Source organism: [Clostridium] symbiosum ATCC 14940 (assembly GCF_000466485.1).
Classification (GTDB): Bacteria; Bacillota; Clostridia; order Lachnospirales; family Lachnospiraceae; genus Otoolea; species Otoolea symbiosa.
On the sequence record NZ_KE992843.1, the window covers coordinates 1 to 19,746 of the forward strand.

17 protein-coding genes are annotated in these 19,746 nt (G+C 46.8%); 13 read left to right on the top strand and 4 right to left on the bottom strand.

All coding sequences use genetic code 11. The features are described 5' to 3' along the window. Positions 1 to 246 precede the first annotated feature (246 nt). Positions 247 to 1,884, top strand: coding sequence for an ABC-F family ATP-binding cassette domain-containing protein (locus tag CLOSYM_RS04720; RefSeq protein WP_003497978.1), 1,638 nt, complete (start codon positions 247 to 249; stop codon positions 1,882 to 1,884). 167 nt (positions 1,885 to 2,051) lie between these two features. Here CLOSYM_RS04720 and CLOSYM_RS04725 read toward each other — a convergent pair whose 3' ends face one another. After that, entirely contained in the window at positions 2,052 to 2,444 is a 393-nt protein-coding gene (locus CLOSYM_RS04725; protein ID WP_003505981.1) for a helix-turn-helix domain-containing protein, read from the bottom strand. A gap of 208 nt (positions 2,445 to 2,652) precedes the next feature. Continuing rightward, positions 2,653 to 3,486, bottom strand: a complete 834-nt coding sequence (locus CLOSYM_RS04730) for a helix-turn-helix transcriptional regulator (RefSeq protein ID WP_003497974.1) — start codon at positions 3,484 to 3,486, stop codon at positions 2,653 to 2,655. Positions 3,487 to 3,745: 259 nt separating this feature from the next. On the opposite strand from CLOSYM_RS04730, the gene gnpA reads away from it, so the two are divergent. The 3 genes from gnpA (at position 3,746) to CLOSYM_RS04745 (ending at position 7,191) form a co-directional block, all read left to right on the top strand. Further along, on the top strand, positions 3,746 to 5,911 hold the full coding sequence (gene gnpA / locus CLOSYM_RS04735; RefSeq protein WP_021641168.1) for a 1,3-beta-galactosyl-N-acetylhexosamine phosphorylase: 2,166 nt from the start codon (positions 3,746 to 3,748) through the stop codon (positions 5,909 to 5,911). A 379-nt stretch (positions 5,912 to 6,290) separates the two neighbouring features. Continuing rightward, positions 6,291 to 6,692 (top strand): cyclophilin-like fold protein, encoded by a 402-nt coding sequence (locus CLOSYM_RS04740; protein WP_003497971.1) that lies wholly within the window; start codon positions 6,291 to 6,293, stop codon positions 6,690 to 6,692. A 13-nt stretch (positions 6,693 to 6,705) separates the two neighbouring features. Next, a complete protein-coding gene (locus CLOSYM_RS04745; protein ID WP_003497969.1) occupies positions 6,706 to 7,191 on the top strand; it encodes a cucumopine synthase-related protein in 486 nt (161 codons plus the stop codon). Positions 7,192 to 7,387: 196 nt separating this feature from the next. On the opposite strand, the gene CLOSYM_RS04750 is transcribed toward CLOSYM_RS04745, so the two are convergent. Continuing rightward, positions 7,388 to 8,257: a LysR family transcriptional regulator gene (locus CLOSYM_RS04750; protein WP_003497961.1), complete on the bottom strand. Its 870-nt coding sequence runs from the start codon at positions 8,255 to 8,257 to the stop codon at positions 7,388 to 7,390. 220 nt (positions 8,258 to 8,477) lie between these two features. Between CLOSYM_RS04750 and dhaK the strand changes: the two genes are divergently transcribed. The 6 genes from dhaK to CLOSYM_RS04780 all read left to right on the top strand — a co-directional run bounded on the left by dhaK (position 8,478) and on the right by CLOSYM_RS04780 (position 15,071). Then, positions 8,478 to 10,238 carry a dihydroxyacetone kinase subunit DhaK gene (gene dhaK, locus CLOSYM_RS22255; protein WP_003497959.1) on the top strand — a complete coding sequence of 587 codons (1,761 nt, stop codon included), beginning with the start codon at positions 8,478 to 8,480 and terminating at the stop codon, positions 10,236 to 10,238. An 86-nt stretch (positions 10,239 to 10,324) separates the two neighbouring features. Continuing rightward, a complete protein-coding gene (locus tag CLOSYM_RS04760) occupies positions 10,325 to 11,407 on the top strand; it encodes an ABC transporter ATP-binding protein (RefSeq protein ID WP_021641170.1) in 1,083 nt (360 codons plus the stop codon). 21 nt (positions 11,408 to 11,428) lie between these two features. Beyond that, complete coding sequence (locus CLOSYM_RS04765; protein WP_003497949.1) at positions 11,429 to 12,571, top strand: extracellular solute-binding protein; 1,143 nt, start codon at positions 11,429 to 11,431, stop codon at positions 12,569 to 12,571. 164 nt (positions 12,572 to 12,735) lie between these two features. Next, positions 12,736 to 13,584, top strand: a complete 849-nt coding sequence (locus CLOSYM_RS04770) for an ABC transporter permease (RefSeq protein ID WP_009297901.1) — start codon at positions 12,736 to 12,738, stop codon at positions 13,582 to 13,584. Position 13,585: 1 nt separating this feature from the next. Then, positions 13,586 to 14,371, top strand: coding sequence for an ABC transporter permease (locus CLOSYM_RS04775; RefSeq protein WP_003497947.1), 786 nt, complete (start codon positions 13,586 to 13,588; stop codon positions 14,369 to 14,371). Between the two features lie 337 nt (positions 14,372 to 14,708). Continuing rightward, positions 14,709 to 15,071 (top strand): helix-turn-helix domain-containing protein, encoded by a 363-nt coding sequence (locus CLOSYM_RS04780; RefSeq protein ID WP_003497946.1) that lies wholly within the window; start codon positions 14,709 to 14,711, stop codon positions 15,069 to 15,071. Between the two features lie 137 nt (positions 15,072 to 15,208). Here CLOSYM_RS04780 and CLOSYM_RS04785 read toward each other — a convergent pair whose 3' ends face one another. Then, a complete protein-coding gene (locus CLOSYM_RS04785; RefSeq protein WP_021641176.1) occupies positions 15,209 to 16,144 on the bottom strand; it encodes an AraC family transcriptional regulator in 936 nt (311 codons plus the stop codon). A 252-nt stretch (positions 16,145 to 16,396) separates the two neighbouring features. On the opposite strand from CLOSYM_RS04785, the gene CLOSYM_RS04790 reads away from it, so the two are divergent. The 3 genes from CLOSYM_RS04790 (at position 16,397) to CLOSYM_RS04800 (ending at position 19,655) form a co-directional block, all read left to right on the top strand. Beyond that, positions 16,397 to 17,707: an ABC transporter substrate-binding protein gene (locus tag CLOSYM_RS04790; protein WP_003497944.1), complete on the top strand. Its 1,311-nt coding sequence runs from the start codon at positions 16,397 to 16,399 to the stop codon at positions 17,705 to 17,707. A 152-nt stretch (positions 17,708 to 17,859) separates the two neighbouring features. Then, a complete protein-coding gene (locus CLOSYM_RS04795) occupies positions 17,860 to 18,765 on the top strand; it encodes a carbohydrate ABC transporter permease (RefSeq protein ID WP_003497943.1) in 906 nt (301 codons plus the stop codon). A gap of 14 nt (positions 18,766 to 18,779) precedes the next feature. Then, entirely contained in the window at positions 18,780 to 19,655 is an 876-nt protein-coding gene (locus CLOSYM_RS04800; RefSeq protein WP_021641179.1) for a carbohydrate ABC transporter permease, read from the top strand. The last annotated feature ends 91 nt before the right edge of the window (positions 19,656 to 19,746 follow it).

A 19,746-nucleotide genomic window follows, 5' to 3' on the forward strand; every position in this document is an offset into this window, starting at 1 on the left:
ACACCGGACATGGTCCGTTCCGGGCGCGTCCTCCAACCTCAGCTAAATCTCCATTCAGCTGCGCAACCCCTTTGTTTTTCAGGGATTTTACGAAAAGGGTACTTGCAAAATAATAATTTTCCTGTAAAATAGAAGAGACGCAGTCGGGAATGAGCGGCAAGGCCCGCCTGTTGCAACTCAGAACATAAAATGACAGACAATCAGTAAGCATAAATTGAAAGCAGTGCATTATGAAAGGAAACAGATATGATTAGCACAAGTAATGTAACGTTGCGCGTAGGAAAAAAGGCATTGTTTGAAGATGTCAGCATTAAATTTGTAGAAGGAAACTGTTATGGAATGATCGGAGCAAACGGAGCCGGCAAGTCCACATTTTTAAGAATCCTGTCGGGGCAGCTTGAGCCGACCAGCGGAGATGTCATTATTACTCCGGGACAGAGGCTGTCTTTCCTGCAGCAGGATCATTTTAAATATGATGCATACACGGTTCTCGATACCGTTATCATGGGTAATGCCAGACTGTATGAGATCATGAAAGAAAAAGAAGCCATTTACATGAAGGAAGACTTCACGGATGAAGACGGAATCAAAGCGGCCGATCTGGAAGGCGAGTTTGCCACGATGAACGGCTGGGAGGCGGAGTCCGATGCCGCCAACCTGTTAAATGGACTTGGTATTGATACGGAGCATCATTATAAGCTGATGAGTGAAATGATCGGTCCTCTGAAGGTGAAAGTACTTCTTGCACAGGCATTATTCGGGAACCCGGATATTCTTCTGCTCGACGAGCCGACGAACCACCTGGATCTGGATGCCATTGCCTGGCTGGAGGAATTCCTGATTAATTTTGAGAATACCGTTATCGTAGTATCCCATGACAGGTATTTCCTCAACAAGGTCTGCACTCAGATTGCCGATATCGACTATGGCAAGATTCAGCTCTATGCAGGAAACTATGACTTCTGGTATGAATCAAGCCAGTTGATGATTAAGCAGATGAAGGAAGCCAATAAGAAGAAGGAAGATAAAATTAAGGAACTGCAGGAATTTATCCAGCGTTTCTCAGCGAATGCTTCCAAATCCAAACAGGCGACTTCAAGAAAGAGGGCGCTCGAGAAAATTGAGCTGGACGAGATCCGTCCCTCCAGCCGTAAATATCCGTACATCGATTTCCGCCCTGACCGTGAGATTGGCAATGAAGTGCTGTGTGTGGAGAACCTCACCAAAACAATCGACGGCGTAAAAGTATTAGACGGAATTTCATTTATTCTAAACAGGGAAGACAAGGTCGCCCTGGTAGGACCGAACGAGCTGGCGAAGACGGTTCTGTTCAAGATTCTGGCCGGAGAGATGGAGCCGGATGAAGGAAGCTACAAATGGGGGCTTACCACGTCCCAGGCGTATTTCCCGAAGGATAACAGCGCCGAGTTTGACAACGACGATACGATTGTGGACTGGCTTACACAGTATTCCCCTGTCAAGGATGTAACTTATGTCCGCGGATTCCTGGGAAGGATGCTGTTTGCCGGAGAGGACGGAGTGAAGAAAGTGAAAGTTCTTTCCGGAGGAGAGAAAGTGCGCTGCATGCTTTCAAAGATGATGATTTCCGGCGCCAACGTCCTGATATTCGATGAGCCGACCGACCATCTGGATATGGAGTCAATCACAGCCCTGAATAACGGTATGACTAAGTTCCCGGGTGTAGTTATCTTCTCGTCACGTGACCATCAGATTGTGGAGACGACGGCAAACCGAATCATGGAGATTGTGAACGGTAAACTGATTGATAAGATTACCACATATGATGAATATCTGGCAAGCGATGAGATGGCAAGAAAGCGTCAGGTATTTACAGTAACAGACAGCCAGGAAGAGGATGATTAATGTTACTGTTCACAGCCCCGCGGCGTGACCTTAAACTCGGGCTTTTTGCCCCCCGTGCTTTAGATGTAAAAATATAGTGTGCCTACAATTTAAGGCAGGTGTTCCGTGATGGGAACACCTGCCTTTATTGAAGGCGGTGACCTGTGCGCAGGGCATGCAGGTTATCGTTATTGGATTGGATTTTTAGTCTTGTCATCTTTTTTCAATTTTTCTGTGTTTTCCATGTAAGTAAGATAATTAACGTAATCCACCAGCAGTCGTTTCGATTTGCTGTTGAATGAATCTATTCTGCATACAAAATCCCCAATTGTTACATTCTGAATCAGGGAATTTGAAAATTCAGGGGCGATTTTGGGATAATCGATCCGGCCCAGCAGATAATCCGTGCTGACGTTGTAGTAGGAAGACAAATTCAGCAGATGCCGCACAGGAAGTTCGGTTTTGTTGGTCTCGTACCGCGAGTATATTTGCTGTGTTGTACCAATTACTTTAGATATATCTTCCTGGGTTTTTCCATTCTTTTCACGTAAAAGGCGGAGCCGCTCTCCCAGAATTCCCATGCCATCACCTCTGATTCTACTAGCTTACAAAAAACAGTTGTAGAACTAATTTATCATACATTGAAAATATTGTATTTCATTACTCGAGAAATGATGTATAGAACTTGATTTTTACTCATAATATTTGTAAAATGGAAATCAGATCGCTGCTATTACCTTTTCACACGGTCAGCGCAGCCAATGCGCAGATCTGTCTGAACTGCTGCAGTCAGCGGCTCTTTCCGGATAAATCTTTTCTGTATTGGGCCGGTGTTTTTCCGGACTCCCGTTTGAATACCTGGGCGAAGTAGGACTGGGAGGAAAATCCGGTCAGAGAGGCTATCTGGGCGATGGAATGATCGGTGGTAAGCAGCAGTTCCTTGCTGATTTCGATACGCCGCGCATTCAGGTAGTTAATAGGGGACAGGCCGGAATACCGGGTAAATGCATGGACCAGATAGTATTTGCTCATATGTGTCAGCGAGGCGAGCTGATCCAGAGTAATGCTGTCTGCAAAATTAGAATCCAGGTACCGCTTAATCTGACTGCACTCCTTTGTCATCCTGGACGGGGTGAAGTGAGCCGGAAGAAGCTCCTGCTTCCGGACAAGGCGGATCAGCAGGACATCCAGAAGAGCCTGGCAGGCTGCGCCGTAACCGGCCTTCTGTTCTTCCGCCTCCTCCAGTAAGAGAAGAAGGATGGACAGAAGCTCCGTATCTGTTCCATAATGGCAGATAAAGAACCGTTCCAGGTTTTTGTTATCGCGGAAGGCGATTCCGCTCACACCCACGGCAATATACTCCAGGGGATAGCAGTCAAAAGAAAGTTCCGTATGCTCCATGTCAGGCGGAATAATAATCAAATCTCCTTCGCTCACCTGATATTTTTTGCCTTCCAGCGCGAAGAATCCCCTGCCCTCCGTAATGTAGATAAGCTCAGAGAAGTGATGGATATGGGGAATGCTCTGCCAGTCATTTTCATATTTTGAGGTGGAAATGTACAGAAGGCTGGCGGTCAGTTTCTCAAAGTCTTCATTATTAAAAATGTATCGGCTGCTGCTCATAAAAGTACCTCCAAATAGGAATGTTAAGAAAATTATAGAAAAAATAAAGAGATTTGTAAATATCAGGTTGAAAAATGTCGATACAGGAGCAATAATTATAAAAAAGCTGACAAGAATCTGCTAGCGTCAGCAGGTCAGAATGAATATAATGTTACTAATCAGCCGTAACCGCCATAAAAATCATTTTATCGGCAAAAAAGTCCGGGCTGCGCAGTTAGAATTAAGAGGTGAACTACAAAGGATTTCAGGAGGATACTGAATGATGAAAGTTAGAGGAAGACTTACACTGCCTACAGACGTAGATATGGTGGAAGAGACACTGAAGTTAAAAGAAAGGCTTGATGCCGATGCACTGAGAGATTGTGACGGCACACAGATGCCTTCCGAACTTTTAAAAACTGGTGCAAAAATTTACGCAACCTATTATACAACCCGCAAAGATAACGAATGGGCGAAGAACAACCCGGAGGAAGTACAGCAGGAATATCTGATAACGGATCGCATCACGGCTACCAGCTGGACGCTTTCCATTGAACTGATGAAGGGATTCCACACACAGCAGCTGAAGGTCAACACGATAGATGAGCCAAAGCGCTGGTGGGAGGTCATAGACAGGACAACCGGCAAGGTGGTCCCTGTAGAAAACTGGTTTTACGATGAAGCAACCGGAGAAGTGATTATCAAGAGTATCCCATATCACCAGTATACGGTCAGCTTCCTGGCTTTTTTGATCTGGGATCCGGTTCATATGTATAATTACCTGACGAATGACTGGCATGGGGCCGAACATCAGATGACCTTTGATGTACGCCAGCCGAAGACACAGGCATATGTAAAAGAGAAGCTGAGAAGCTGGTGCGAGGAAAATCCGGATGTGGACGTAGTGCGGTTTACCACCTTCTTCCATCAGTTTACCCTGACCTTTGATGACCAGAAGCGTGAGAAGTATGTGGAATGGTTCGGCTACAGCGCCAGTGTTAGTCCCTACATACTGGAGCAGTTTGAGCATTGGGCAGGCTACAGGTTCCGTCCTGAATATATCGTGGATCAGGGATATTTTAATTCAACCTTCCGCGTTCCTTCGAAGGAATTCAGGGACTTTATCGAATTTCAGCAAATAGAGGTCAGCAGGCTGGCCAAAGACCTGGTGGACATTGTCCATGCCTACGGCAAAGAAGCCATGATGTTCCTGGGAGATCACTGGATCGGAACGGAACCGTTCGGCAAATACTTTGACAACATCGGTCTGGATGCCGTGGTAGGTTCTGTCGGAGACGGAGTTACAATGAGGATGATATCCGATATCAAGGGTGTTAATTACACGGAGGGCCGTCTTCTTCCATATTTCTTCCCGGATGTATTTACGGAGGGAGGGGATCCGATCGGGGAGGCACAGGATAACTGGATGAAGGCCAGGAGAGCGATTCTGCGATCTCCGCTGGACCGGATTGGATACGGTGGTTATCTGAAGCTGGCTTCCGAGTGGCCCGGCTTTATCGAACAGATAGAAAAGGTGGTCGGTGAATTCCGCCAGATTCATGAGGCAATGGAGGGAACCAGCTCCTATATGGCGCCGTTTAAGGTGGCAATCTTAAACTGCTGGGGAGAACTGCGCAGATGGATGTGCAACCAGGTTCACCACGCGATCTGGCACAGGGAAATTTATTCCTATGTGGGGGTGATTGAATGCCTGAGCGGAATGCCGGTGGAAGTACAGTTCATAAGCTTTGACGACGTCCGTAACGGAATTGACCCTGATATTAAAGTGATTATCAATGCCGGAGATGCGTATACGGCCTGGAGCGGAGCGGAGAACTGGACGGATGAGAAAGTAGTTACGGCTATACGCCGCTTCGTTGACCAGGGAGGCGGATTTATCGGCGTGGGTGAGCCGACTGCCTGCCAGTATGAGGGCCGGTACTTCCAGTTAAGTGATGTTCTTGGGGCCGACAGAGAGATGGGATTCTCCATGAGCACAGATAAATACAATGAACTTTCTCCAAAATACAGGGACCATTTTATATTGGAAGATATAAAAGGTGAGATAGATTTCGGGGAGGGCAAGAACCGGATTTATGCCCAGGGCGCCAATTATGAGATCCTTGATATGGATGGAGAGTACAGCAGGCTGATTGTAAACAGCTATGGGAAAGGACGCAGCGTTTACTTCACAGGTCTTCCATATTCGCCCCAGAACTGCAGAATCCTCCTAAGGGCTATCTACTATGCCGCCCACAGGGAAGAAGAGATGAAGAAATATTATGTGACGAATGTGGAAACGGAAGTTGCCGCATTTGAAAAAGCCGGCCGCGTTGCCGTAATTAACAATTCGAAAGAGGATCAGATGACCGACCTCTATATCCATGGCTCGCTGAAATGCAGTTTGGATATGAAGGCAATGGAGATGGTCTGGGTTGAGATTTAGGAGTGCAGAGGCGGACATCCGGATATGGGCCGACTGAGGCCGGTTCAGGTTCTTCGGTACATTCCGGCGGTGCCGCTCTGTATCAGGCCGCTGCCTGAAAAGATAAGGAAATAAAAACCTTATCTTTTCAGGCTTTTTTATTTTACAGGAATTTCTCCTGTTAAATAAAAACCGCTCCGCGGAGGCTCGCAACTCTAAAGAGGGCTTGTTCACTTAGCGGGATTCTTTCTTGGCTTATTCAATAATTGAATGTATACCATAAGTATTATTCAGTTGCTTAATAGATAAAACCATCCTATTATGAAGATACAAATAGTTTTTGCGATACGGAACTCGAGCAGAAAATATTAATTTCAAAAAGGAAAGGAAGAAGGTTATCATGGCAAACAAAAAAGTTGAAATTATGATTGATGATGTCAGGCTTGTTGCGGAGCTTTATGTTGATGATGCTCCGATTATCTGTAACATGATTTTGAACAATCCGGGACAGAGGGCAATCATCCAGCACGCAAAGCTGAACGGGCAGTTATTCTTCGGCACGCTTCCCTATGCCTGTGGATTTGAGAACCAGTGCAGGGGAGGAGACTTAAAAACATTTGATCTGGCATACTACCCTCCCAGGAACCAGCTCTGTTTCCTGTACGGAGTAGGGACTGACGAGCCGCTGCCTATCAGCCGCATTGGCCGTATTGTAGAGGGGATGGAGGCCATGCAGGTTGTTGGAATCAAGAACTGGTTAAAGCAGGGCAGCATGATGACAATTACCGGTGAAGTAGAATAAGGAGGTGCACATAATGAACTGGAAGGCAGCGATTGACAAATTTGAAGAGAGACGTCTTGCAATCTGGGAAAATATGCCGCAGGATGTTTATGATTTGAGTGGCGGTAAGGTGCCGGGCGATACGAATGTATATGGACAGTATGTCACAACGATGATGTACGCAGATTCAGAACTCAGAACACTGTGTGATGAAGTCCTTTTTTATATGATAGAGACGGCGAAAGAGGGGGATGTGGATCTGCGCACATTGATTCACTTTGCAAAACGCATACTGGATTATAAAGCAAAATTCTTTGTGTTTACCGGTGTTCCTATGGCAAGTGAGCTTTTATTTATGTATCTGGAAGCGCTAGATTCGGTTGAAACACTGGAGGAGTTTGTACATCTGAGTAATGCGGCGCTTAAATATTTTAACCGCCATCATATGTGGGTGGATCTCATCATACCGTGGGGCGTTTATAACGGTTTTGCAAAACAGGATTTTGCACAGTATCTGTAAGTAATACGTCATAATATAACGCTAACAGACAGGCGGCGTTCCCTATTCCCACACGGGAAAACAGGAACGCCGTTTTAGTCCCTCCTATCAGCACACTGGTATGTGCGGGTTTTTTAAACTTTGTAATCCACGGGTACTTATCTAATATTTGAATTTCTGATAAATCAACATAATCACAGCAGCGGCTTTTTGCATTTCATATTCCAAGATATTCCTTTGTAATAGAAATAAACTCCTCGGCAGCAGGGGAGGCATGTTTAATGGATCGGATGGCAAGGCCCAGGATCCGGCAATGATCGCGGATCAGAGGCTTGGTGACAATATTATCGAACCGGAAGGGCAGAGCCAGTTCAGGAATCAGGGAGACACCCAGATTCTGGCCAATCATGGAAAGGGTAGCCATATCTCCCTTGATACGGAATTTAATCTCAGGGTTCAGTTTTTCCGCGTTCATTACCTGCCAGACATCCTCGTCGCCTCCCTCGTGCGGGATAATAAATGGGTATTTTACCAAATCGGCAGGATCCACCTTTTCACAGCCGGCCAAAGGATGCTCAATGGGGAGAACCGCGAGGATCGTATCCTTATACAGCGGGATAAAGTCATAATTTTCGGGCACCGGCATGGACATGAGACCGATATCGATTTTACCGTTCGTCAGCCATTCCTCCAGATCATAATGATTTCCTTCAAAAACCTGCAGCCTGACACCGGGATGAAGGGAAGAAAAACGGGAGACAATGGGCGGGACCCACTTGACGGAGGCGCTGTAGAAAGCCCCCACCCTCAGGGAACCGATTTCAATCCCCCGGATTTTACATGAAATTTCCTTCAGCGTTTCATCGGCAGACACAATCTGCTGCATGTAATAAATCAAAGGTTTTGCGTTTTCCGTTGGGAAAACGCCATCCTTGCCGCGTATCAGAAGAGGAAACCCCATCTCTTTTTCCAGGGAGGAAATCATATGGCTGATTCCCGGCTGGGTATAGACCAGGGCTTCCGCTGCTTTTGTGAGACTGCCGTACTCTACTGCCTTCAAAAATGCGCTGTATTTCAATATACTCATCGTCTGTCACCCTCATTCAATTTTGTAATGTAATCCATAATAATTATTCAATTGCTTAATGTGTTGAAATAATATACCATACATTTATAGATAATTCAACACAAATCGACAAAAATATCAAGCAACTATGATGCAAAGCAAAAGAAAAACAATATTTCGGCAGAGTCTATACGGATAACAGATAAAATGGTGCCGCAGGATAAAGGATTGGAGGAGACGCATGAAGAAGATTATCAACAGACCGGAACAGGTTGTCACGGAGATGTGTCAGGGGATGGCGCTTGCACACCCGGAATTACTGTACTCAGAAAAGTACCGGTTTATAACGAGAAAAAAGCTGAGTCAGGATAAGGTGACATTGATAAGCGGCGGTGGAAGCGGCCATGAACCTGCCCATGCTGGTTTTGTGGGGGAGGGCATGCTGGATGCAGCCGTCTGCGGCGATGTTTTTGCTTCTCCATCCCAGATACAGGTATATCAGGCAATCAGAGAGACAAAAAGCAGAAAAGGCACTCTTTTGATTATAAAAAACTACAGCGGAGATATGATGAACTTTAAAAATGCGGCGTATATGGCAGGCGAGGACGGAATTCAGGTGGACTATGTTAAAGTGGATGACGATATCGCGGTGCAGGACAGCCTCTATACGGTGGGCCGGCGCGGGGTGGCCGGGACGGTCTTTGTACATAAAATTGCAGGCGCAGCGGCATTAGCCGGATGTAATCTGGAAGAAGTGAAGGCTATTGCCCAAAGAACGGCATCATCGGTAAAATCAATCGGTTTTGCCTTCACCTCCTGTACCGTGCCGGCTAAGGGAACGCCAACATTTGATATCGGGGAGGATGAGATGGAGTATGGTGTCGGCATACATGGAGAACCGGGAATCAGACGGGAAAAACAGCAGGATGCGGACACAGTTGCCGAAAGAATGGTCTCGCAGCTTTTAGAGGCGCTTGGGATATCAGAACAGTCTGAGGAAGAAATTGCAGTCCTTGTAAACGGACTTGGAGGGACGCCCATGCAGGAATTATATGTCCTGAACCGTTCCGTACGGAAAGCGCTGGCAGAGAGGGGAATCAGGAAGGCGTATACCCTGGTGGGAAATTTTATGACCAGTATTGATATGATGGGGGCCTCTCTGTCGATATTGAAGCTGGATTCTGAAATTAAAAAATATCTGTTTGCCCCTTGTCAGACTCCGGCGCTCAAAATAGACGGCGAACCGGAACTGGAAGAGTTTGGGCTGCCGGAGTGCAAAACGGTACGTGACAAAGCGCCGGATAAAACCGGAAAGAACCGGGGAACAGGAATAATCAAAGACGAAGAAATATCTCTACACAATATGATTTTTATGATAGATTGTATAGGAGGATATATCATCCAAAATGAAGTTCCTTTCTGTGAATTAGATTCACACGCTGGGGACGGCGATTTCGGGATGAGTGTGGCAAAAGGATTTAGGGCGCTTGAAAGAGAATGGGAAGAGGTGATTGCGGAGTCAGACGATATTGCTTCATTTCTGAACGCCTGTTCCCTGATTATCATGGAAAACTGCGGCGGTGCTTCCGGGCCAATTTGGGGATCGGCTTTCCGGGCTGCATCTAAAGCGGCGGAAGGAAAGAAAACACTGAACGCTGCAGATATGGCAGAAGTGCTTGCAAAGGCGGTGCAGGGAATCCAGGCGACCGGAGAGCGTTCCTTTGGACGAGGGGCCGTTCCCGGAGACAAGACCCTGATCGATGCCCTGGTTCCCTGTGCAGATACTTGGAAACAGCTGGCAGCGGAGGGAACCCCTATACTCCGGATCTTTACGCAGGCAGCAAAAGCAGCGGAAGAAGGGGCGGAAAGCACAAAGAAAATTGTAGCCAGAATGGGGCGGGCAGGTACAGTGGGTGAGAGGAGCCTCGGATATCCGGATGCAGGCGCCTACGCTCTGGGGGCAATTTTCAGGGAGCTGGCCCGCAGGCTGGAGCAGGCCTGAGCCTTTGTTTCTGCCGGAGGGCGTTTGAAAATTCAGACAATGAAACTGTAAAGACTATAATTGATACAGGGCCGGAGGGTGAAAAGATGGACTATCAACTTGAATTAATTGACGTAGCAAAACAGTATAAGGAATTTCTTGCGGTGGACAGCGTAAATCTGCAGATAGAAAAAGGAGAAATCGTCTCTTTTCTCGGTGCCAGCGGCTGCGGTAAAACAACGACACTGCGGATGATTGCCGGACTGATCGAACCGACCAGGGGAACGATCCGTATTCAGGGCCGTGATATGAACGGAATTCCTCCCCATAAAAGGGATATCTCCATGGTATTTCAAAACTATGCGCTGTTTCCCCATCTCAGTGTATATGAAAACATTGTTTACGGACTGAAGACGAGAAAAATTAAAGATAAGAAGGTTCTGATGGAGAAAGCAAGGGAGATGATGAATTTAGTTCAGCTTGAAGGTGTGGAAAACAGGCTGCCCAAGGAACTGTCCGGCGGTCAGCAGCAGAGAGTGTCGCTGGCAAGAGCCATGATTGTAGAGCCGAAAGTGATGCTGTTTGACGAACCGCTGAGTAATCTGGATGCCAAGCTGAGGGAAAAAACGAGAGTGGAAATCAGGAATCTGCTGAAGAAAATGAATGTCACGGCCATTTATGTTACCCATGATCAGGAGGAGGCCCTCACCATCTCAGACCGGATAGCCGTCATGAATAAAGGCCGGATAGAACAGATCACGGAACCAAGCAGTCTTTACACCCGTCCCGCAACCCGGTTCATAGCCGGCTTCGTGGGCCATGCCAATATTGTGGAAGGCAGTGTGACAAAGGCTACGGAGGACAGATTTGCCGTTAAGCTTACAAGCGGTGAAGAAATCTGGGCAAAGGCGGATCCGGTTAAAAAGACGTCGGCCGGAGATGGGGCTGTCCTGATCATAAGACCGGAAAATATCCGTCTCCATGATGAAAAACCGGACAAGAGCAATATTCTTTCCGGAACGGTAAAAGCAAAAATTTATTTGGGTTCGACTTTGCGCTATGTGATCGAAATGGCGGGAAATAATGATTTTGAAGTGGATCTTCACACCAAGGATGAGGGAAGGGCTGTTGAGGGTGACATGATATATCTGGAACTCGACGAAAATGGACTGATCCTGGTTGAAAGATAGAGAATGAGAGGAGAGGAACAAATGAAAAAACAAATCAAATCGGTTATGGCACTGTTGATGGCAGGTATGCTGACAGCATGCGGTTCTTCCGGCGCTTCGGAAAGTCCCGCAAAAACCCCTGATACGGAAGCTCCGTCTGCGGCGGAGGCCGGCACACAGGACGCAGGTACGGAAAGCAAAGATACGGGCACGGCAGATTATTCCGGTGAGACTCTGGTAGTCCAGGTCTGGGGCGGAACTTATGAAGAAACACTCAGAAACTACATAATTCCTGCCTTCGAGAAGAAGACGGGGGCTAAGGTTGAAGTCGTAAGCGGTGCGGCTCCGCTTTCCCAGCTGGCCACGGAGGGTGATGCGGCTTCCATCGACGTGCTTCACGTGGACTGCAGTGAAGTTGTACAGGGAACGAATATGGATGTACTGGAGACACTCGATTTCAGCAAGATGTCAAACGCGCCGGATTTATACGAGGAAGCCCATATGTATGACACGGCGGTTGTGACGAACTGGGGCACCTACGGTATTATATACCGCAGGGATCTTGTGGAAAAAGAACCCGTGAGCTGGCTGGATCTCTGGGATGATGCCTACAAGGGCGGAAAAATCGGCGTTATTGATTACAGCATGGGCGGCGGTCTGGAATTTGCGGAAGCAATTTCACGTATCCAGGGATATACGTTGGCAGATCAAGAGAACTGGGATAATCTGTTTGCAAAGCTGTCCTCCCTGAAACCAAACATCGGTGTTTATGCAAGTCAGCACTCTGATATCGAGAGCATGCTCAGCAACGGAGACATCGTCATGTCTGTTGAGACAAACGGCCGTGCCATCGGCCTGATGAAGGAGGGCTATGATATCGGCTTCTGCCAGCCGGAAGAAGGCTCTATTGCAATGACATCTCTGGCTGCCATAAGTAAAGGCTCCACAAAGAAGGAACTGGCATATTTATTTGTAAACGAACTGATTTCACCGGAAGGACAGAAAGCCTATGCGGAAAATAATTACTATGCTCCTTCCAACGGAAAAACCGTGATTGCGGAAGAACTCCGCGAATATATGCCATACGGCCAGGAACAGGTATCCAAACTGCTTTATATGGATTCTGAGACGCTGGAACCGGTTAAAGCGGCGCTTATTGAGAGATGGAATAAAGAATTTAAATAAGCAGGTGAGGACGCCGCCGCAGGCCAGCGGCCGCTGAGTGTCTCACACGTTAAGTGCGGGGGCGGACCTTGTCGCGGCCCCGCACCACACCGGACATGGTACGTTCCGGACGCGTCCTCCGGGCCTCAGTTAAATCTCCAATGTACAGAAAGAGAGGTATTTCCATGGATAGAGAAAAAGACACATGGTCTTATGTGAATAAATGGTACTTAATTATTCCCCTGGCTTTCCTGACATTTTTCTTTGTCGCTCCGCTGGTTAAAATGTTCTATCTGAGCCTTTTCCGGTTTAACGGGGTCAACAAACCGTTGGGAGCGTTTACCCTGTCCAACTATGATAAATTTTTAAAAGACGGATATTACTGGGGTGTCCTTGGAAAGACGGTCGGACTCAGCTTTTTATCGGCAATCATCTGCGTTATCCTCGGATATCCTATTTCATATCATCTCAGCAGAATGCAGGGGAAGAAGAAAAGTATCATTACGGCCATGGTCATGCTGCCTCTCTGGGTTTCGATCACGGTTCGAATGTTCGGACTGATGACGATGATTGAGTGTGGTACATATCTCGCCGTTGAGATTGGGCTGGTCTACTGCGGCCTGCCCTACATGATTATGATACTGACAGGGCCAATCGGAAATGTGAGCCAAAGTGTTGAAGAGGCATCGTACGTATGCGGAGCCGGTTTCTGGGAAACATTTTTTAAAATTACATTTCCACTGACAATCAAAGGCGTAATTTCAGGATTTATGCTTGTATTTGCATTAAATACAGCGGCTTTCGTCGTGCCGGTTATGCTGGGAAGCGGGAAAATTGTCACCATGACCACCCTGATTTACCAGCAGGCAACTTATATTTATGACTGGGGCTTTGCGGCTGCGATTTCCGTAATTTTTCTGATCGTATCCATGGCTCTTACAAATTCAGGAAAACTGTATGATATTTACTGTGAAAAAAGGGCGGAACGTTCTTCCAGAATATTGAGAGATGAGCTTCGCAGAGAGGGGGAATAAGATGAATTTTACTAAAATTGCGGGGAAGGTATTCAGAACTCTTGTATATATGTTTTTGCTCTGCCCTCTCTGTGTAGTGATCTGTACGGCCTTCAGTGATACGAACAGAGTTATTTTCCCGCCCCGGGGATTTACGCTCAAATGGTTCGGGAGAGCCTTTGCCAACACGGAATTCCTGAGCTCTTTGATTTTGAGCGTAAAGATAGCCTGCGTCAGCGTTGTTATAGCCTGCGTACTGGGAACGATGGTGAGCCTCTGGTTCTGGAAGTCCGGCAGCAGGGTAAAAGGGATTTTTGAGACGATTTTTTTATCGCCAATCGTCATTCCGACTATCATCAGCGCCGTTGCATTTTTGCAGTACTTTGCCATTTTCGGAAATATGTTCACGAACTATTGGAAGTTGTGCCTGACTTATGCGATCATAGAAATTCCCTATGTCATCAGAACCGTCACGGCCAATCTGGTGGGACTTGATACCGGATTCGAGGAGGCTTCCCTGGTACTTGGCGCTTCGCCGGTCAGAACTTTGTTCAAGGTCACGCTTCCATGTATCCGCCAGGGAATCATCGGCGGAGCCGTTTTCTCCTTTGTCGTCGCCTTTGACGAATGCGTTATTATCATGTTCATGAAGAGCGCTAAGACAGTAACCTTCCCGCTCCGTCTTTATTCTTATATAACTGAGTCGTTCACCCCGCTCATATCGGCTTTTGCAACCCTGTTTATTATCGTTGCAGGGGTAGTAATCTATATTGTGGAACGCAAGATTGGACTCAGCAAGCTTTACTGACCGGTTCTGCGGCCCTGTACGGCTTTCCTGTACGGCAATGGCCCTCCATACCGCATGGGTCGGCCAAAGCGCCGTAATGCGGTAAAATAAATTCCCGGAATAAACTTGCCGTTATTCCGGGAATTTTGACGTTCACTGGGGCTAAGGAAGTATGGCGATAAAGTGACTGCACTGCGGCGGCAGGCAATTATGCAGCCGAAGCGCCCTCCGCAGGCAGAGAATCCCTCGAGCGGTATTCTTACTCAAGGAATATATACCCATAATATGGGTATTGACGTACCCATAATTTAGGTATATGGGAAAAGCATACCTGATATAATAACTTCAGAGGTGTGCAATGGGAAAGAAAACGTCAGTGGAAGATTTATTAAAGGCAGATGGCAAATTAAAGGAATTACGCAAAAGGCGCAACTTAATACAGGAGCAGCTGGCTGATGAGATAGGTACATCTCAGCAGACGGTCAGCCGCGTTGAAAAAGATAAATTATCAATGTCGATTGAAACTTTGATACGTCTTACCGTTTATTTCAATGTTTCTGCTGACTACATGCTGGGAATTTCCGATCTGGTTCAGCCGGAAGACTCCATTAAAATCCATGAACTGGTCCAGCTTTACAGAGGCCTTAATGAACGTGATAAGGAATTGGTATACAGTCAGGTAAAAAGAATGCATGAACTGGATCGGAAAAAGAAGAATTAGCCCCGGCCGGTTATATCCTTTGGGAAACCGGCTGAATTGACATTAAATCTAAATCAACTCGAAATCAAATCGAAAAACTCATTTCCAATCAAGATAATAATTTCCCGAAAAAAACCGTATAACAGGACAGTACCGCCCTATAAATGTTTTCGCTGCGGTCTCTTTGCCCTCAGCATAATCGACGCTCGGTATTCGGTCGGCGTCATGTCGGTGAGCTTTTTGAACTGTCTTGAAAAATAATGAACCGAGGTGTAGCCGAGCGCATCCGCAATCTGGGTAAAATTCATCTGCTGGTTACGAATCATCTGTTTGGCCGCGTTTATTTTCATCTGGTTGAAGCATTCCATCACGCCGCTACCCTGGTAGGTGCGGAATAATTTCTTAAGCTGGGACACGCCGATCAGATTATCCCGGCATATTTTTTCTACCGTAAGCGACTTTCCTATATTTCTGTCAAGGTAATCCAGGATGTCGGAGAACAGTTCATTTCCGTCTGCCAGCGCCGGAGACTTTCCGGGCGCGTGAGCGCCGTTTAGCTTATGGTTCTCCCCGAAAGCGAGCGTGCCTGAGAAGTTGCGGAACAACTGGATTAAAAACTGTTCCAGATGGATTTTGATCATCTGCTCCGCCCCGAAGGGGATACTTTCCCTGCGGCTCAGAACCTCCATATAGGGATCATCCATCGGTCCGTCGAAGGTCTCACGGGCCTCGGCAATAATCTGAGAAAGAAGATTGCGTTCACTTTCCCCGACAGTCAGTATCTTATGCTCAAAGAAAGCCATGCAGGGTTCACCCGCTTCAAAGGAGATGACCACAAGGTTCGGCGCGATAACATTATTGGCGGCCAGTGCGTGGAACTCATTGGGGCGGTGAAAGATAATCTGCCCCTGTCTCAAAATGAATTTCTCACGATCTGCCGTTACCTGGAGTTCCCCCTTATCCACATAAAGAAATTCCCAGAAATTATGGGACTCGCCGGGGAAGGTAAAATCACTCATATATTCGAAGTAGTGGAGGCTCACGATCTTCTTGATGATCAGCTCCTCCTTTAATTCGGTAAACTGGTAAGACATGCCGCCTCCTGACTGTGATTGCTGTTTTGACTGCTGCTCTTTCGAAAAAGTGGATCGGTTATTGGCCTGAACTGTTAATTATCATTTTTTACATTTTAAACCACAGATTGCTCCATGTAAAGAATAAAAGAACTAAAAGTGCAAAAAAGGAAACGTTTTGTATAAAGAAATTTGGCAATTAGTATAATATCATAGAGATATGAATTGCACTAAATGTGAAAATTCACTAAAAGTGTTAAGGAGGAAGATTTTATGAAAAAAAGAACATTAAGCGTACTTCTGACGGCGGCTATGGCAGTTTCCATGCTCGCAGGCTGCGGCAGCAAGACAGAGGCTCCGGCTGAAACAGCTCCGGCAGCAACCCAGGAGGCAGGCGGTGAAGCAGGCGGGGAGACAGCAGCTCCGGCCGAAGGCGGAACACTGGTTTACTGGTCAATGTGGGAGTCCACGGAACCGCAGGGGCAGGCTATCCAGAAAGCAATCGATGCCTTCACAGCAGAGACAGGCATCAAGGTAGACGCACAGTTCAAGGGACGTACCGGTATTCGTGAAGGTTTACAGCCGGCTCTTGACGCGGGAACCAACATCGATTTATTTGACGAAGATATCGACCGTGTCAACAAGACATGGGGACAGTACTTATTAGATCTGGAAGATTTGGCAAAGGCAGCCGACTATGAGGCGACGGCTAATGCAGGACTGATTGGCGCATGCCGTGAGGTAGGCGACGGAACATTAAAATCCATTCCTTACCAGCCAAACGTATTTGCAATGTTCTACAACCAGTCAATTTTTGACGAAGCCGGTGTTACGGCAGTTCCGACTACATGGGAAGAGCTGGATGCGGCTTGTGCAAAGATTAAAGAGGCCGGATATGTTCCGATTACAGATGACGACGCATACATCACCTGCTTATTCGGTTATCATATGTGCCGTCTGGTAGGATATGAGAGAACATCCGAGATTGTTAAGAACGGCGAATGGGATGACCCGGCAGTTCTTAAGACAGCAGAAGCTTTTGCAGATTTCGCAAAGAAAGGCTACTTCTCCGAGAATATCGCTTCCAACGTATGGCCGGCAGGTCAGAACATGGAACTGGCAGGCGGAACGGCAGCTATGTACTTAAACGGCTCCTGGCTTCCGAACGAAGTTCAGGCTATGGCAGGCGACGACTTCAAATGGGGATGCTTCAGCTATCCGGCAGTTGAAGGCGGAGTAGACGGAACAAACGCATCCAACTACGGCGCTCAGGTATTCGCCATCAACAAGAATTCCAAGAATGCAGAGGCAGCCTTCCAGTTAATCTGCAAGATTACCAAGGGTGAATTTGACCAGGTTCTGGCTGAAGAGAGCAATGGTATCCCGGCAGATACAACCAATACAGAGTGGCCGGCAATGGTACAGTGTGCACAGCCGGTTATGGAACAGCTCACAGTTCGTTATCCTTGGGCAGCAGGCGCAGAAGATAATGCAGACATGACACCAATCATCAAAGAAAACATGCTTAAACTGGTTGGCGGCAGCATTTCAGCTCAGGAATTTGTCGATGCATTAAAGAAATAAAAACTAAAAATACAATTCATAACGGAGTAGAAGCGTCCGCGCTTGAATGAAAGACTACTGAAATGAAGAATTACATGGTGGCATCGATAAAATTCATCGCTGTCACCATGTTTTTATAGAAATTCTAAAAAAAGATAAAAGGGGGAAACGGCTTGAAGAAGAATAAAGCAATGATTGTCACTTTCCTGGCTCCGGCATTATTTATGTTTATTATGGTATTCCTGTACCCCATCTGCCGGACCGTTGTGATGAGCTTCTTTAAAATAGAAGGAATCACGGATTCATTTTCGAAGTGGCAGTTTACCGGAATTGACAATTATGTTAAACTTATGAATACCACACTGTTTAAAACCTCTATGTGGAACCTGTTCCGCATCTGGTTTATCGGAGGGATCATCGTTATGTCTCTGGCGCTCTTATTTGCGGTTATCCTCACCAGCGGAATCCGTTTCAAGAGTTTTTTCAGAGCTATGATTTACCTGCCGAACGTGGTCAGTGCGGTGGCTCTGGCGACGATGTGGCTCCAGTATGTGTACAATAACCAGTACGGCCTTTTGTCGGGAGTCTTTAAAAAGCTGGGACTGACATCACTGGCCAAGATTCAATGGCTGGACAGTGATCACAAATTTTATGCTCTTTTGTTTGCCTACTGTTTTGGTATGGTAGGATACCATATGCTGATTTTCGCCAGCGGTATTGAGCGTATCAGCGAAGATTATTACGAAGCGGCGACTCTGGACGGAGCTAATAAGCTGGGCCAGTTCCGCTACATAACACTGCCTCTTTTAAAGGGCGTATTTAAGACGAATATTACCATGTGGAGCGTAACTTCCGTAGGATTTTTCGTGTGGTCGCAGCTGTTCTCCTCCGTTACGGCGGATAATCAGACGATCACTCCGATGGTTTATCTGTATATGCAGATCTTCGGCGCCGGCAACAGTGTGACGGAGCGTAACTCCGGTCTCGGTGCGGCAGTCGGCGTTATGCTGAGTGTCTGCGTTGTTCTCATCTTCTGGCTGTGCAACCATCTGCTGAAAGATGATGATCTGGAATTCTAAAAGGAGGGGAAGTTATGGCGAAAGAAAAGAAAGTGCGCGAACGCGTTAACTGGAACAGAGAACTGAAACTTGCCCCCGGCTACCTGATTCTTTGTCTCTGGATTTTATTTACCGTTGTATTACTGGGCTGGGTGGTGGGCGCCAGCTTTTCAACAACAAAGGCGATTTTCTCAGGAAAGATTATGTCCAGCGGTTTTCATTTGGAAAATTATGCAAAGGCATGGAATAACTCAAATGTTTCCACCTTTTTCATGAATTCGCTGGGATATTCGCTCATCTCCTGTACGCTGCTGATTCTGATTTGTGCTCCGGCCGCATACGTTCTGTCACGTTTTAAGTTTATCAGCAATAAAGTAATACAGACCGGTTTTGTATCGGCCATGGGCGTTCCGGTTGTTATGATTGTGCTCCCTCTGTTCGGCCTTGTGGCGGGCATGGATCTTCTGAACCACGAATTGTCTAACCGGCTGGTACTGATATTTTTGTATGTGGGAATTAATGTGCCGTATACAACGATTTTTCTTCTGACCTTCTTTGCCAATATATCAAGGGCATTTGAAGAGGCGGCGGCTATTGACGGGTGTTCACCCACAAAAACGTTCTGGCTGATTATGCTGCCGATGGCACAGCCGGGTATCATCACTGTTACAATTTTTAATTTTATCAATGTATGGAACGAATACTTTATATCCCTTATTTTCGGAAACTCCGACCGGATCCGCCCTGTTGCGGTAGGACTGTACTCCATGATCAATTCCATGAAGTATACGGGCGACTGGGCCGGTATGTTTGCGGCGGTTATTATTGTATTCCTGCCGACCTTCATACTTTATATCTTCCTCTCTGAGAAGATTATTGCCGGCGTAACAGGCGGCGGTGTCAAAGGTTAAGGCGGATTGTTCCCGTTCGCGGAACCGCGTTTTTCGCCGGGGCCGGGAACCGTGACCAGAGCGTGTTTGAAAATTCATTCCCGCCATCTGC

What these genes read in the sequence shown, in the direction of transcription:
- CLOSYM_RS04720 (WP_003497978.1), top strand. Translation starts at nt 247, where the DNA reads ATGATTAGCACAAGTAATGTAACGTTGCGCGTAGGAAAAAAGGCATTG.
- CLOSYM_RS04770 (WP_009297901.1), top strand. Translation starts at nt 12,736, where the DNA reads ATGGATAGAGAAAAAGACACATGGTCTTATGTGAATAAATGGTACTTA.
- CLOSYM_RS04775 (WP_003497947.1), top strand. Translation starts at nt 13,586, where the DNA reads ATGAATTTTACTAAAATTGCGGGGAAGGTATTCAGAACTCTTGTATAT.
- gnpA (WP_021641168.1), top strand. Translation starts at nt 3,746, where the DNA reads ATGATGAAAGTTAGAGGAAGACTTACACTGCCTACAGACGTAGATATG.
- CLOSYM_RS04760 (WP_021641170.1), top strand. Translation starts at nt 10,325, where the DNA reads ATGGACTATCAACTTGAATTAATTGACGTAGCAAAACAGTATAAGGAA.
- CLOSYM_RS04800 (WP_021641179.1), top strand. Translation starts at nt 18,780, where the DNA reads ATGGCGAAAGAAAAGAAAGTGCGCGAACGCGTTAACTGGAACAGAGAA.
- CLOSYM_RS04750 (WP_003497961.1), bottom strand. Translation starts at nt 8,257, where the DNA reads ATGAGTATATTGAAATACAGCGCATTTTTGAAGGCAGTAGAGTACGGC.
- dhaK (WP_003497959.1), top strand. Translation starts at nt 8,478, where the DNA reads ATGAAGAAGATTATCAACAGACCGGAACAGGTTGTCACGGAGATGTGT.
- CLOSYM_RS04725 (WP_003505981.1), bottom strand. Translation starts at nt 2,444, where the DNA reads ATGGGAATTCTGGGAGAGCGGCTCCGCCTTTTACGTGAAAAGAATGGA.
- CLOSYM_RS04785 (WP_021641176.1), bottom strand. Translation starts at nt 16,144, where the DNA reads ATGTCTTACCAGTTTACCGAATTAAAGGAGGAGCTGATCATCAAGAAG.
- CLOSYM_RS04790 (WP_003497944.1), top strand. Translation starts at nt 16,397, where the DNA reads ATGAAAAAAAGAACATTAAGCGTACTTCTGACGGCGGCTATGGCAGTT.
- CLOSYM_RS04765 (WP_003497949.1), top strand. Translation starts at nt 11,429, where the DNA reads ATGAAAAAACAAATCAAATCGGTTATGGCACTGTTGATGGCAGGTATG.
- CLOSYM_RS04745 (WP_003497969.1), top strand. Translation starts at nt 6,706, where the DNA reads ATGAACTGGAAGGCAGCGATTGACAAATTTGAAGAGAGACGTCTTGCA.
- CLOSYM_RS04780 (WP_003497946.1), top strand. Translation starts at nt 14,709, where the DNA reads ATGGGAAAGAAAACGTCAGTGGAAGATTTATTAAAGGCAGATGGCAAA.
- CLOSYM_RS04730 (WP_003497974.1), bottom strand. Translation starts at nt 3,486, where the DNA reads ATGAGCAGCAGCCGATACATTTTTAATAATGAAGACTTTGAGAAACTG.
- CLOSYM_RS04740 (WP_003497971.1), top strand. Translation starts at nt 6,291, where the DNA reads ATGGCAAACAAAAAAGTTGAAATTATGATTGATGATGTCAGGCTTGTT.